13 protein-coding genes are annotated in these 14,121 nt (G+C 38.8%); all 13 read left to right on the top strand.

Going from position 1 to position 14,121, the window contains the following annotated elements; translation table 11 throughout:
• Positions 1-73: 73 nt before the first annotated feature.
• The 13 genes from RB622_RS24395 to RB622_RS24455 all read left to right on the top strand — a co-directional run bounded on the left by RB622_RS24395 (position 74) and on the right by RB622_RS24455 (position 14,041).
• Positions 74-1,480: an O-antigen ligase family protein gene (locus RB622_RS24395; protein WP_308049354.1), complete on the top strand. Its 1,407-nt coding sequence runs from the start codon at positions 74-76 to the stop codon at positions 1,478-1,480.
• Between the two features lie 29 nt (positions 1,481-1,509).
• Complete coding sequence (locus tag RB622_RS24400) at positions 1,510-2,430, top strand: glycosyltransferase family 2 protein (protein WP_308049355.1); 921 nt, start codon at positions 1,510-1,512, stop codon at positions 2,428-2,430.
• 25 nt (positions 2,431-2,455) lie between these two features.
• Positions 2,456-3,505: an acyltransferase gene (locus RB622_RS24405; protein ID WP_308049356.1), complete on the top strand. Its 1,050-nt coding sequence runs from the start codon at positions 2,456-2,458 to the stop codon at positions 3,503-3,505.
• 81 nt (positions 3,506-3,586) lie between these two features.
• Positions 3,587-4,693 (top strand): glycosyltransferase family 1 protein, encoded by a 1,107-nt coding sequence (locus RB622_RS24410; protein WP_308049357.1) that lies wholly within the window; start codon positions 3,587-3,589, stop codon positions 4,691-4,693.
• A gap of 1 nt (position 4,694) precedes the next feature.
• Complete coding sequence (locus tag RB622_RS24415) at positions 4,695-5,390, top strand: acyltransferase (protein WP_308049359.1); 696 nt, start codon at positions 4,695-4,697, stop codon at positions 5,388-5,390.
• A 99-nt stretch (positions 5,391-5,489) separates the two neighbouring features.
• Entirely contained in the window at positions 5,490-6,233 is a 744-nt protein-coding gene (locus RB622_RS24420) for an SGNH/GDSL hydrolase family protein (protein ID WP_308049360.1), read from the top strand.
• 34 nt (positions 6,234-6,267) lie between these two features.
• The gene (locus tag RB622_RS24425) at positions 6,268-7,347 is read left to right on the top strand and encodes a glycoside hydrolase family 99-like domain-containing protein (protein ID WP_308049361.1); all 1,080 of its coding nucleotides are present in this window, start codon (positions 6,268-6,270) and stop codon (positions 7,345-7,347) included.
• A gap of 4 nt (positions 7,348-7,351) precedes the next feature.
• Complete coding sequence (locus RB622_RS24430; RefSeq protein ID WP_308049362.1) at positions 7,352-8,452, top strand: DUF1972 domain-containing protein; 1,101 nt, start codon at positions 7,352-7,354, stop codon at positions 8,450-8,452.
• On the top strand, positions 8,449-9,006 hold the full coding sequence (gene rfbC, locus RB622_RS24435) for a dTDP-4-dehydrorhamnose 3,5-epimerase (protein WP_308049363.1): 558 nt from the start codon (positions 8,449-8,451) through the stop codon (positions 9,004-9,006). Before RB622_RS24430 ends, rfbC begins: the two co-directional genes overlap by 4 nt.
• 52 nt (positions 9,007-9,058) lie before the next feature.
• Entirely contained in the window at positions 9,059-10,126 is a 1,068-nt protein-coding gene (gene rfbB / locus RB622_RS24440; protein ID WP_308049364.1) for a dTDP-glucose 4,6-dehydratase, read from the top strand.
• Positions 10,127-10,229: 103 nt separating this feature from the next.
• The gene (gene rfbA, locus RB622_RS24445; protein WP_308049365.1) at positions 10,230-11,087 is read left to right on the top strand and encodes a glucose-1-phosphate thymidylyltransferase RfbA; all 858 of its coding nucleotides are present in this window, start codon (positions 10,230-10,232) and stop codon (positions 11,085-11,087) included.
• A 445-nt stretch (positions 11,088-11,532) separates the two neighbouring features.
• Positions 11,533-12,897 (top strand): sugar transferase, encoded by a 1,365-nt coding sequence (locus RB622_RS24450; protein ID WP_308049366.1) that lies wholly within the window; start codon positions 11,533-11,535, stop codon positions 12,895-12,897.
• Between the two features lie 112 nt (positions 12,898-13,009).
• Positions 13,010-14,041, top strand: a complete 1,032-nt coding sequence (locus tag RB622_RS24455) for a hypothetical protein (protein WP_308049368.1) — start codon at positions 13,010-13,012, stop codon at positions 14,039-14,041.
• The last annotated feature ends 80 nt before the right edge of the window (positions 14,042-14,121 follow it).

Raw genomic sequence — 14,121 nt, forward strand, 5'->3', positions numbered from 1 at the left:
TTGAGCGGACCGATCATAATGCTATGACTTACAAAGAAATACATTCTGTATATTATAAATTGGCTAAGACAAAATGTTAACAGTAATATTTTTACCACTCTTGATAATTTCATTATTATTTACCTTTTATAAGGGTTTAAATAAGGGGGTATTCCTTGCTATATCTTTTGCGTTTTCTATACCCAGCTATATGCCGGTTTTTTTTATCGCCGGCCTTCCTATTATCAGTTTTAACCGAGTTTTATCAATATTGCTTTTCCTTGCGGTTATTGCAATTCGTTGGAAAAAGAGCATCAGAGATATCAATAAATTCCCTCTTTTTTTTAGCTATAAATTAATCCTGGCGATTGTTGCAATTTCTGCATTTTTTTCATTTGGAGAAGCCTATTTCTCAATGAATGTGAATCTGGTGCTCTCTATGTTCTTTGATTATTTCATACCTAGCTTATTACTGTGGTGTTTTATTGAAACCGAAAAAGATTTACAAACACTTACTAAGTATATCAATTATTCAATGATTCTGGTAATAGCTTATGGTTTGATAACTTATTTTATTAGTTATAATCCAATAGTAGATTTTTTTAAGTACAACAATCCTTTTCCAAATTCAAAAATTGTTTTTGCAGATTTTTCCGACAAAATGCGAGGGAATGTAAAGGGACGACTTCAGGCCTACTACGCCAATGCTATTTTATACGGAGGGGTATTGGCATTGCACATGGTATTTTCATTTTTGTTCCTCGCTTCTGACTATACGAAAATATTCAGAAAAAATAAAACTGTTGTTCTGATCACCATGATGGGTTGTGTTCTGAGCTTGTTTCTGATCAATTCAAGATCTTCTTTGGTTTGTATGTTTGCTTCCCTCTTTGTGGTTGTTTTATTAGGCAAATTAAAACAATCCCTCCAGTTACTTCTCACCGGTTGCACCTTAATGATTGTGATATTTCTTTTCTTCGGGGATTTACTTGAGAATTATATGCCTACGATTAACAACATCTTCTCTCTTGGAAAAGAGGGCAATGTGTCTGGAAGTAGCTTTGAAATGCGATACATGCAATTTTACAGTGCAATGGCTATTTTTCTCAAGAAACCACTGTTCGGCTGGGGATTTAATTATATACAATACTTACTTGAAGCCGGCAAGACTGGGGATTTACTTGGTGCAGAAAGTATATTATTTCAAGTAATGATCAGTGGTGGTATCACAGGGTTACTTGTTTATATTATTTGGTACTATAAAGTTTATTCCAGTCTGTTTACTTATTTCAGAAAGTACAAAAGTTATGCTGCTGTCATTGGGATTGCCCTTTTTACAGGTTATTTATCCTTTTGTATTTTAACAGGAGATCTGGGACTTATGAAATACATACTTATTTATCTCACCATTATTTACAAACTTAATGTTATACATCACAAAAATAAAAGACGCCCTCGTCCTGTGGTAAATGTAAATAGTGTACAATTAGCGGTGAACTAATATTAATTATCAATCAGAAAATCATATTTATGCAGCCTTGTGTATGTATCATAATTCTCAACTGGAATGGTTACGAAGTAACAAAAGAGTGCTTGCATTCGCTTTACAAAATCAATTACGCCAATTATAAAATCATACTGGTTGACAATGGTTCGGTGGATGGTTCGGTGGATAAATTAAGAGCAGATTTTTCAGATTTCCCTGTTGACTTCGTTGCTTTGGATAAAAATCATGGCTTTACAGGTGGAAATAATTTGGGAATAAAATACGCGGCGGAAAAATACACCCCGGATTACTTCTTACTTCTCAACAACGATACTACTGTGAACGAGTCCTTTTTGGAGATCATGGTTGGGACTTTTTCAACCAATTCCAAATGTTATGCAGTGGTACCTAAAATTTATTATTACGACCGCCCGGATATACTTTGGTACGCTGGGGGTGGTATTTCAAAAATAACAGGAATTGTTCAACATTATGGAATAAATAAAAAAGATTCTCCTGAATATAGTATTCCAAAGGAAGTTGACTTTATGAATGGATGCACGGCTTTGATCTCCAAAGAATCAGTAGCGGACCTGGGTATATTAGACGAAATATTTTTCGCCAATTCAGAAGATGCGGATTATAGCCTAAGAATTTTAAATTCAGACCATATCATTTTATATGCTCCGGAAGCGGTTATATATCATAAGGTTAGTCATTCATTTAAATCAAATAAAGGCAAGTGGTTTACTTTTTATATGGCTACAAGGAACATCATTTTTTTACAGAGAAAACATTTACCAGGTTTTCTGATGCCAGCCTTCTTCCTGATTTTTGGAATCCGATGGATGGGGTATCTCACCATAAAACTCTTTTTTCTGCGAGATTTTAAATCCATTAAGGGCATATACGTTGGATTAGTCGACGGGTTCCTTAACCGTAAACAAATTCGAAGCAGCTTATGAAGCTTACTAAAAATATTAAATTCTTATGCAACGAAGACTCGATTTTCTGGATTTCCTCCGGTTTGTAGCCGCATTTTCGGTTTTACTCCAGCATGGAGGCGAAAAATTGTTCCCATGGTTTAGAGATTTCAGCACCAATTATTTTCAGTTTGGTGTTTTCGGAGTTACCCTCTTTTTCCTGTGCAGCGGCTTTATTATTCCGGTTTCTCTGGAGAAAAATGGATCTCTTAAAAAATTCTGGATAAGCCGGATTTTCAGGCTTTTCCCCTTATACTATGCGAGTATTATCTCAACCTTGATCTTTATATACTTTGGTTTCATGGATGCGTCATTCCCGTCCATAAAAACCATCTTTTGGAATTCAACCATGCTGATGAGATTCGTGGGACAACCTTCCATTTTAGGTTCCTATTGGACCCTTTCGCTAGAAATGTTATTTTACTTTCTTGTCTCCCTTTTATTTCTCTTTAAAATTTTAAATAAAACGGTTGTTCTATCCATTACTGCCCTATGTCTATGTTTGATTTTTGGAGTATTTGCTACCACTATGTTTCATCTTTTCACTAAAGGTTGGGGCACTATGTTTTATCTTGCTACTATGTTTACGGGTACAGTTTTTTATAAAAACCATAAAAGTGAAGTTTCAAATAATACTCTCAGAGCAGTTCTCTTATTTGCCATATTTACTTTAATAACCAATACCTACTCTAATCTTTATGGAAGGCCTAATATTCCTGAGTTAGTAGGTTCTTTGAGTTTCATCCCTGTAACAAGTGCCTTGCTGGCGGGCTATGTTTTATTCTACCTATGTTTTAGCATTAGAAATATAAATTATCATCCGGTCTTTCTAAAAATGGGTGTGATTAGTTATTCCCTGTATCTCGTACAAGGAGCTATTTACACCACTGTCCCCGCAATCACTAATCAACCGGTTTTAAGTTTAATTATGTGGCTCGCCTTGATCATCGCAGTTTCCTTTATCACTTATAATTTCATTGAGAAGCCCTTTTTGAATTTAGGCAATTCTCTCAAAAACAATGTAAAAAGATATGAAGAGGTAAAAGTTACCTCGTGACACCTGATTTGAATTTCAGGATTTATTTAATTCTGGTTACCTCTCTGTTTACGAATCATTCGACAGTAATTAAAAACATATATGCGGATTGGAATTGATGCAAAATGGTATTTCAACGGACCACCAAGTGGGCGTATTGTTGTAAGAAACCTTATTGACCAGATTATACTCAGTAAGGCCAAAAACAATACTATTTATTTGTTTGTAGAGAAAAAGAATGCACCGGAAGCACTGGAATTATGGCAAGAAGAAAGCGTCAAGCTCATTTTTTTACCAAAAATACTCAATCTGATTTCAAATGTATTTTTGGTTTACCATTATGCTTCTATCCATAAACTGGATGCCGTTCTCTTTCAGAATTTTTCTACTTTTTTACCCAGTAGGTGGAAAAAAATCGTTTACATACACGATCTGCTATTTATGGACTTTCCTGAGTATTATACAAAAAAAGAATTTCTATATTTCAAACCTATGTTATGGCTGGCTAAAAAATCTGATGCCATTATTACAATTTCTCAGTCAGAAAAAAACCGCCTTCTAAAATACCATGTTGCCCAAAAATCTGACATTTTCGTAGTGCATCATGGTATCAATGAAAAGTTTGTTCCTGTTTCTGCTTATTCCGACAAGACGATAGAAGATATAAATTCAAAGTATAATTTACCTGCCAACTATTTATTATACGTAGGAAGAATTAACATTAGGAAAAACCTATTAAACTTAATAAAAGGTTTTTTGCTTGCCGGTAAGACTGATCAACATTTGATCATAGTAGGAAAAGTCGACCATAAAAACATAGATGTTACCATCTATGTAAATGAACATAAGCTCGAAGACCGTGTTCATTTCTTAGGCCACGTATCCGATGAAGATTTATATGTTATTTATGCACGGGCGTTCGCATTTTGTTTCCCTTCTTATGCAGAGGGTTTCGGCTTGCCTCCATTAGAGGCCATGAAATGTGGAATTCCTTCAATTGTATCGGACAGAACTTCTCTGCCGGAAGTTTGCGGAAAGGCTGGGATCTATATTAATCCTGATGATCCGAATGATATCGCCAACAAAATAACCAAACTTTTCGAAGAAGAAAGTTACTACGAAAAAATGAAATATGAAGCATTGTCTCAGAGTAGTAAGTTCTCTTGGCGGAAAGCGGCAAATGAGATAATGAATGTAATTACAAACTAAAATGATCGAGAAACTAATCAGGAAAATTAAAGGAAACCCAGATTATCGCTGGGAAAATTCTTATTCTCTTATTGATTTATTGATCATCACTGGGGAGAGAGCGATACAATTACTACGCGGCCTATTATTTACAAAGCTGTTTCTAAAGCATTCTAAAGGACTTTTATTTGTTGGTAAAGGCGTAAAAATCAGGCATTCAGGAAAAATTACAGTCGGCAGCAATTTTATAATAGGAGATTTCAGCGTCATGAATGGTCTTTCTAAAGATGGGATCATTATCGGTGATAACGTATCCATCGGGAACAATGCAACCTTGATTTGTACAGGAGTGATATCACATATAGGTGTGGGAATAAAAATAGGAAATGGGACTGGTATTAATTCATCTGCTTTTCTTGGTGGACAGGGTGGAATTAGTATCGGAGAAAACGTAATTATTGGTCCTGGTGTGAAAATTTTTTCCGAAAATCACATTTTTTCTGACCCTGCAGTCCCCATCAAAGATCAGGGCGTATCCCGGCTAGGAGTTGTGATAAAAGATAATTGCTGGATAGGCTCAAACGTAACCATATTGGATGGGGTAATCATTGAAACTGGATGTATCATTGCAGCGGGTTCGGTTGTTACAAAGTCAATCCCTGCCATGTCAATCGCAGGAGGCATACCAGCTAAAATAATAAAAACCAGGGTTCTATGAAATTACTATCCTGGTTTCTCTGAATCATGCTAAGTACATTTAGCATGTAGTTTTAAAAAATTGATGCCATAATATTTTAAAAATAGTAATTGTTATACTATGAAAAAAAACATCATTTCCAAAATACATAGGATCTCTGTATTTTCAATTTGGCTTTGCCTACCAACGATTTGCAATGCTGTAAATCTGATAAATAGCGGACACCCCGTAAATATTTTTTCATATGATAAAAACAAAATCCACAATGTATTAATCTTAGGAAATAGTATTACACAACATGGCCCTAAGCCATCCATTGGCTGGCAAGGAAACTGGGGAATGGCAGCAAGTGCACAGAATAAGGATTTTGTACATCTCCTGGAAACCAGATTTCATGGGTATAGTTCAGATATTAAGGTTAACTATGGAAGTATTGCAAATACATTTGAAAGAAAGTTTTGGCAAATGGATACATCTGACTTCAGTAAATACAAATCAAGTAAACCAGACCTGATTATTTTAAAAATCGGAGAAAACATTAAGGACTCCCTGGCTCAGAATAGATCTTTGAATATTTACCTTGAAAAACTCGTGGGTTATCTTAAAACAACCCCCAATGCCTATGTTTGCCTGGTAGGAAGTTTTTGGCCTAATAAAAACATAGATACTATTATGCAAAAAGTATGTCAAAAAAATAACTGGTTGTATGTGAGTTTAAGAGGCTTATATGACAATCCGGTCGTTAATACTGCAATGAATAACTTTGCTGATAAAGGAGTTGGTATGCATCCGTCTGATACAGGGATGAAGAATATAGCGGATAGAATATGGGATAAGGTAGGATACCTTTTTAATGGTCTCTAGGCTATACTATTAGCTTATACAAAATAATTTCCCAATGAAGGAATTTAAAAACATATTCATAATTTTTTCCTTTTTACTTGTGTTTATTTCGACCGTAGAAGGACAAAAGAAAAACCAGTCTTTTAAATTAGGTGCCTTCTATTTTGATGGCTGGACAGGGCTAACCACACATTTAACTCCTAAATTGCAAAATGATTTTCCTGACCGAAAACCCATTTGGGGATGGAAAACAAGCACTTCGCAAATCATGCAAAAACAGATTGATGTAGCTGCAAGTGCGGGTATTTCCTTTTTTGATTTTTGTTGGTACTATCAGAAAGGCGGTAACTATGAGAACCCGGCACCACTGAATAATGCCTTGAATTTATATCTTAAAGCTCCCAATAAAAAGAAACTTAATTTTACAATAATGGTGGCAAATCATCCAGGTTTCATATTCAAAGCTGATGAATGGGAACAATTATCAAGATACTGGTGCTCATTATTTAAAGATCCCTCCTATCTCTTGGTTGACGACAAGCCCATAATTACATTTTTCAGTATGCAATCTTTAATTGAAACCTTTGGAACCCCTGAAAAAGTAAACGAGGCTTTTAAAGTATTTAAAAATATAGCAGTGAAAGAAGGTCTAAACGGAGTCGTTATTGCCGGTGCTGTAAATTCATCTCTCCCTATAATTAAACAGGCAGAGCGCTGTGGTTTCGATGTTCTAACGGGGTATAATTATCATGGTTCTGGTCTTAACAGCATAAAAAACGAAATAGTATCAATAGATAGTATGCGGATAAGGGAACAGATCATTTGGAACAATATTACCCAAACGAGTACCCTGCCGCTTATTCCTGTTATTACTCTAAACTGGGATCATCGACCCTGGGATAAAAGTGATACCACTTATTCTCCAAGATTTATCGGATATTCTGGCATCTCTATTAAAAATGCAGTAGCGGCTTGTAAAAAATGGTCAAAAAACAATCCATCTAAAATTGTTAACGAAAACATAGCTATACTATACGCATGGAACGAATATGGTGAAGGAGCTTGGCTCACCCCTTCTAGAAAATTAAAGAATAGTTTATTACAAGGTGTTAAAGCCGGCCTTAAAGAAAATTAAATAAATGAAAATCGCAATCATCGGTACACGTGGAATCCCAAACCACTACGGAGGCTTTGAGCAATTTGCTGAGTATCTGGCAAAGGGTCTTGTTGAGCGTGGACATGCCATTACTGTATACAACTCCCATCTTCACCCCTATCAGCAGTCGGAATGGAATGGCGTCAAACTCGTACATTGCCAGGATCCGGAAGACAAATGGGGTACGGTTGGACAATTTGTCTATGATTTAAACTGCATTCTGGATACACGTAAGAAATCATTTGATATCATTTTACAACTGGGTTATACCAGTAGCACGGTTTGGGGCTGGCTTTTACCACGTAAAAACTGTGTCATCACAACCAACATGGATGGCCTGGAGTGGTCCAGGTCCAAATACGCTAAACCGGTGCAGTGGTTTTTGAAACAGGCGGAATATCTTGCAACCGTATTCAGTGACCATTGGATTTCTGACTCATTGGGGATACAGGATTATTTAACTAAAAAATACAACATTCTCTCTACGTATATCCCATATGGTGCATTCCCCTTTAATACCCCAGACGCGGGAGACTTAGCACCCTACAAGGTCCAGGAGTACAATTACAATATGTTAGTGGCTCGTTTCGAACCAGAAAATAACATTGATACAATTTTGGAAGGCGCAGCCGCTGCGAGTACTAAAACACCTTTTTTGGTGGTCGGTAAACATGCTACCAAGTATGGTGAATATCTAAAGGAAAAATTCAAGTCTCATCCACATATTCAATTTGTTGGTGGCGTGTATGATATCAATATTCTGAACAATCTTCGCTATTACTCTAACCTTTATTTTCACGGGCATTCCGTCGGAGGAACAAACCCTTCCTTACTCGAAGCGATGGCATCACATGCTTTAATTTGTGCAAATCAAAATCTTTTCAATAGCGCCATACTGGAAAAAGACGCTTTCTACTTTTCAGCTGCGAAAGAGGTAAGTGATTATATCGATAAAACGCGGAAAGAAGCTTACGCCAGTTTTGTTCAAAATAACCTTGAAAAGATTGAAAGGATCTATGAATGGAATAACATCATTGATCAATACGAAAATCATTTTGAAACCATATACTCAACGAAAAAATGAAATTTGAAACAACAACCTTACAGGATGTTATCCTGATCAGGCCAGCCATCTTTCACGATGACCGTGGCCATTTCTTCGAATCTTTCAATTTCACTACCTGGAAAAAACAGGGGCTTACAAATGAATTTGTACAGGATAACCAATCCTTCTCTCATAAAGGCGTCGTGAGAGGCCTTCATTTCCAAACCGGTGTACACGCGCAAGGGAAACTGGTCAGAGTCATCCAGGGCAGGGTGATTGATATTGCGCTGGATATCCGTCCGGACTCGCCTACTTTCGGACAATACGAACTTTTCGATCTGGATGCTAAAAATGGTCACATGGTTTATATTCCGGAAGGTTTCGCCCATGGCTTTGTGGCTGTTGAAGACAGCATTTTTCACTATAAATGTACCGGAAATTATTGCAAGGAAGCCGAAGCGGGCATTCACTGGAATGATCCGTCTCTTCAAATTCCGTGGGGTATAGACAACCCTATCGTTTCTCCAAAAGATCAGATCTTGCCGACCTTTCAGGAGTACATCGAAAAAAATCTTGAAAACGTAAGGGTTTAACAATGCCCCATCCCCAATACAACGATCTCGTTTTATTACAAAATAAAGAATCATGAAAAAAATACTAGTAACAGGCGGAGCCGGATTTATCGGCTCTCATGTCGTACGTCGTTTCACAACACAATATCCGGAATATCAGATTTACAACCTGGATGCACTTACTTACGCGGGAAACCTTGAAAATTTAAGTGATGTAGAGCAGCTGAATAACTATCATTTCGTAAAAGGAGATATCACAGACGCCGTTTTCATTGATCAGTTGTTTCAGGAAAACGATTTTTACGGCGTCATTCACCTCGCGGCCGAATCGCATGTAGACCGTTCCATTTCGGATCCTTTATCCTTTGTCATGACCAATGTCGTTGGAACGGCCAATTTATTAAATGCAGCGCGCAAAGCATGGAAAGATGACCTTGGCAAGTCTGATGCGCCGAGATTGTTCTACCATGTATCGACAGACGAAGTTTACGGGGAATTACACGATCCAAACGATTTTTTCCTCGAAACGACTAAATACGATCCCCGTTCGCCTTACTCGGCGTCAAAGGCTTCTTCGGATCATTTCGTTAGAGCATATCACGCAACGTACAAATTGCCGGTGGTTATTTCAAACTGTTCCAACAACTACGGCCCGAATCATTTTCCAGAAAAACTGATCCCGTTAATGATCCACAATATCATCCAGAACAAACCTTTACCCGTATACGGAAAAGGAGAAAACGTCCGTGACTGGCTGTTTGTGGAAGACCATGCACGCGCCATTGATGTTATTTTCCACAAAGGTGTTGTCGGAGAAACGTATAATATTGGCGGCCACAATGAATGGAAAAATCTGGACCTTGTTTTCCTACTTTGTAAAACCATGGATGAAAAGCTGGGTCGGGAAGCGGGCACTTCTGAAAAACTGATCACTTATGTTACGGACCGCGCGGGGCATGACCTGCGTTATGCCATCGATGCGACCAAATTAAAAAACGAACTCGGCTGGGAACCATCCCTTCAGTTTGCAGAAGGTTTGGAGCGCACGGTTGACTGGTATCTTGCAAACGAAGCTTGGCTGGAAAACGTAACTTCCGGCGCTTATCAGAAGTACTACGAGGGCATGTACGCTGCCAGATAACAATCTTTGCGTTTTTTAACCGGTCGGACGGCTAAAAAAGCCGTCCGACCGGTATCCACCAACAGCGCTGACAGTCGACCGCTGAAAGCCGAAAACCACCCATATGAAAGGAATAATTCTTGCCGGCGGATCCGGGACACGCCTTCATCCGCTCACGCTAGCAGTTAGTAAACAACTGATGCCGGTTTACGACAAACCGATGATTTATTACCCACTATCAATTTTGATGCTTTCCGGGATTAATGAAATACTCATTATTTCCACGCCGCATGATCTCCCTCATTTTGAGAAGCTTCTGGGAGACGGTAGTCGCATAGGATGCAAGTTTACCTATGCAGTCCAACCTAGTCCCGACGGGCTGGCACAGGCTTTTATCATTGGAGAGGAATTCATAGGAAAAGACAAAGTTGCTTTGGTGCTGGGCGACAACATTTTTTACGGCTCGGGTTTGTCAAAATTGTTACAGGCAAACAACGATCCTTCTGGTGGTGTGATTTATGCCTACCAGGTTCATGATCCGGAACGTTATGGTGTCGTTGAATTCGATCCTGATTTTAAGGCGTTGTCGATCGAAGAAAAACCACTCAAACCGAAGTCAAACTATGCCGTTCCAGGTTTATATTTCTACGATAATGATGTGGTCGATATCGCAAAAAACATAGAACCCTCACCAAGGGGTGAACTGGAAATTACCGATATCAACAGAAAATATCTTGAACTCGGCAAGCTGAAAGTAGGTGTTTTGGATAGAGGCACGGCCTGGCTTGATACCGGTACTTTCGAATCGCTGATGCAGGCAGGGCAATTTGTTCAGGTTATCGAGGAGCGTCAGGGCTTGAAAATCGGGTGCATCGAAGAGGTTGCATTCCGGATGGGATTCATTAAGGCAAAAGAACTGGAAGAAATAGCGAAACCTTTAATTAAGAGTGGCTATGGCAAATATTTGCTTGGATTGATCTGATTTCGTACTGATTCGAATCATTAACATACCTGGTGCTTAAAACTAAATTTGATGTTCGGCAAATTAAAATAAAACCGAACATCAAATTTAGTTTTCATAAGATATTAATACTACAAAAATCACACTAAAAACATGGTACACAATCAAGAACTATTGGTTTTTTTTCTATATTAAAAAATATAATTAATTGATTACCTGTAATATATGCATCAAGAATTTATTTTAATTGTAATTTATCAAAGAATTTTCGTAAAATTGCTACATCTATTTCTCTACAATAGGTCTAATATAAATTCTACATCTTGAATTTATTTGTATTAGATTTGTAGTCGAATAGTTTTAGATATTGCCTTGGAATACTCATATTGAATATTATTCTGATTAACGCCCTTTCGCTCGTCAGAATTTAATATAGGAAAACTTACTCAACGTTATTTTTAAAATTATGAAAAACCGTTATCCAGGGCTCCTCCCCAAGGCCCATTTATGGACAGATCTCGTCCTGCTGAACGGGGCCTTTCTTTTGGCTTACTTTGTAAGGTTTGGAGATTTGGCCAATCTGTTCCAAAATCAATACGTAAATCTTCTTTTGGTAGCGAATCTGCTGTGGATTTTCACCATCTATGTTCTAAAAACTTATCTTTTCACACGGCTATCCTACAATTTTAATACCCAGATTGGGAATCTTTTTAAGGCTGTCCTGATTCATGCAGCCACGATTATGGCTTTTCTCTACCTTTTCAAAGAGGGTGAGGCCTATTCCCGGCAGCAATTTTTAATGACCTACGGTGCATTCATGTTCATGGCAATAAGTGTTCGGGCTGCCACCGTTTTATCGCTTAAACTTTACCGCCAGGCTGGTTACAATTACAGCCGTTATGCCATTGTAGGTAAGGGAGATCTTGCTTCGCTTATACGTGGTTTCTACAATGACCGTAAAGAATTAGGGTATCGCTTCTGTGGTATGTTTGAGTTCAATAACCACAGCGACGAACTCAATAGCCTTGAAGCTTTGATGGGTAACCAGAAACTTGATTATGTTTATTGCTGCCTGTCCGAGATGAGTGATGAGCAGGTAAAAGGTGTGATTAAACTGGGTGAACGCCAAAAAACACAGATCCGTTTGGTTCCTGACTTCCGTGGTTTTATGACGAATATGGCTACGATCGAATATCACGACATGTACCCGATCATACAGGTTAACACCAAGCCGTTTTCAAGTGTGAATGAACAGACGTTAAAAAGATCTTTTGATCTGATATTTTCAAGCGTTGTCATGCTGTTGGGCGCTCCGATATTTCTGTCTGTGATGGCTGCAGTAAAACTTACATCCAAAGGCCCTGTCTTTTATCGTCAGAAACGCTGCGGACAATGGGGCGAGATGTTTGAAATTTACAAGTTCCGCAGTATGTGTGTAGACGCGGATAAAATGGGCCAGCATTCGACCGGCGACAGCGATCCCCGCATAACGCCTATTGGCAGGCTCATGCGTAAAACGAGACTCGACGAATTACCGCAATTCTTTAATGTCCTGAAAGGCGACATGTCGGTAGTGGGTCCACGCCCATTGTACAAGTATGACGTGGATATGTTAATGGAAGCTGAACCGCATGATTTCCAGAGATTATTGACCGTAAAACCGGGTATAACCTCCATCGGGCAAATCAATGTAGGCTATGCGGATACGGTGGCAAAAAATGTCGAGCGTTTAAAATACGATCTCCAATACCTTAAGTCATACAGTGTGCTGGAAGATATCAACCTAATTGTCAAAACCATGCAGGTAATGGTATTGGGAAGAGGACAGTAACAAGTGTTAAAACAAGTAAAACTAAAAACCACCCCTAGTAAGTGTTGAAATGCTTGTATTTATGAAAATAAATAATTTAAACTATTAATTCCACAAATCAAATTTACTCACGATGAAAAAACGTACGCTTAAATTAGCAGTGCTGAGTCTGATGATGACTGCGATGCTCTTCAACTGTAAGGACAAAGACAAGGATCCGGATGCTCCTGATAGCGGCATCATTAAAGACCTTGATAAAGTTAACATCGCACCTATCACCGTTGATGCACCTGCGGCTGTCAAAGCAACAGAAGCAAAAGTAGAAGCATCTGCAAAGGCTACCGAAGTTAATGGTGCATTGGATGGCATCGCAGCATCCGGTACCGTACCAGCCAGTGTTTCTTCTGCCGCGGCTGATGTTTCGGGAGCGATCTCTGCTTCGGAAGTTAGCACGTTAAACTCCGTTTCTTCTGAAACCGTTGCAGCGGTTGCAGCCGGTGGAGCATTATCTCCAGAGCTAAAAACCCTTGTGGATAAAGCAATGGCCAATCCAGCACTGGCGGCATACCTGCCTAAATTTACACTCCCTGTCGTGGAAGGTGTAACTTTGAAAGGTACACGTGAAGCGGGCGCGGAAGGTGTTGAAAAAGTAGAAGGCATACAGGCTACTGATGCATGTATCGATGCAGCCAACGCTGCCTTTGATGTAGTAAAAACGAGACTAGATGCTTCTAAAGCCACAGAAGCAGCCAAAGTAGATGCTGCTTATCTTACATGGATTGCACCTATCGCACCTGCGCAAACAGCATGTACGGATGGACTTACACCGAAGTATGCCGCTTTCAGAACTGCTGCTCAGCAAACTGCTGCTGCTGCAATCGCTGATCTGGATGCAGCGCAGGGCGTTTTGGGTAATTTGTATCCTGTCTTGAAAGCATTGGTTAACATCCAGCTTCTTGGTGTCCTTAGCTCAATCAATACATTGGAAGCTGCGGACAAACAAGCTTGTATCGCAAAAGCTACTGCCGCCAAGTCATTGGCAGATGCTGCAAAAACAGCCAATCTCGCAAAAGTTAACGCAGCCTACACAACTGCTCTTGCTGAAGCTACCAAACTTAAGACTGCGGCTCTGGCAAGTTGTCATAACCAAGGTGGCGGTAACTAAGAGAATTTTATGAACCCACAACTAACTGGCGTCTTTCGTAAATTAGCTAGGGGGATTCACATTTTATCTACCAGAAAGGG

The organism is Dyadobacter sp. LHD-138 (assembly GCF_030929615.1).
In the GTDB taxonomy this organism is placed as follows: domain Bacteria; phylum Bacteroidota; class Bacteroidia; order Cytophagales; family Spirosomataceae; genus Dyadobacter.

Bases quoted from the DNA above. Each gene is read 5' to 3' on its own strand.
- RB622_RS24395 (WP_308049354.1), top strand. From the start codon at position 74: ATGTTAACAGTAATATTTTTACCACTCTTGATAATTTCATTATTATTT.
- RB622_RS24400 (WP_308049355.1), top strand. From the start codon at position 1,510: ATGCAGCCTTGTGTATGTATCATAATTCTCAACTGGAATGGTTACGAA.
- RB622_RS24405 (WP_308049356.1), top strand. From the start codon at position 2,456: ATGCAACGAAGACTCGATTTTCTGGATTTCCTCCGGTTTGTAGCCGCA.
- RB622_RS24410 (WP_308049357.1), top strand. From the start codon at position 3,587: ATGCGGATTGGAATTGATGCAAAATGGTATTTCAACGGACCACCAAGT.
- RB622_RS24415 (WP_308049359.1), top strand. From the start codon at position 4,695: ATGATCGAGAAACTAATCAGGAAAATTAAAGGAAACCCAGATTATCGC.
- RB622_RS24420 (WP_308049360.1), top strand. From the start codon at position 5,490: ATGAAAAAAAACATCATTTCCAAAATACATAGGATCTCTGTATTTTCA.
- RB622_RS24425 (WP_308049361.1), top strand. From the start codon at position 6,268: ATGAAGGAATTTAAAAACATATTCATAATTTTTTCCTTTTTACTTGTG.
- RB622_RS24430 (WP_308049362.1), top strand. From the start codon at position 7,352: ATGAAAATCGCAATCATCGGTACACGTGGAATCCCAAACCACTACGGA.
- rfbC (WP_308049363.1), top strand. From the start codon at position 8,449: ATGAAATTTGAAACAACAACCTTACAGGATGTTATCCTGATCAGGCCA.
- rfbB (WP_308049364.1), top strand. From the start codon at position 9,059: ATGAAAAAAATACTAGTAACAGGCGGAGCCGGATTTATCGGCTCTCAT.
- rfbA (WP_308049365.1), top strand. From the start codon at position 10,230: ATGAAAGGAATAATTCTTGCCGGCGGATCCGGGACACGCCTTCATCCG.
- RB622_RS24450 (WP_308049366.1), top strand. From the start codon at position 11,533: ATGAAAAACCGTTATCCAGGGCTCCTCCCCAAGGCCCATTTATGGACA.
- RB622_RS24455 (WP_308049368.1), top strand. From the start codon at position 13,010: ATGAAAAAACGTACGCTTAAATTAGCAGTGCTGAGTCTGATGATGACT.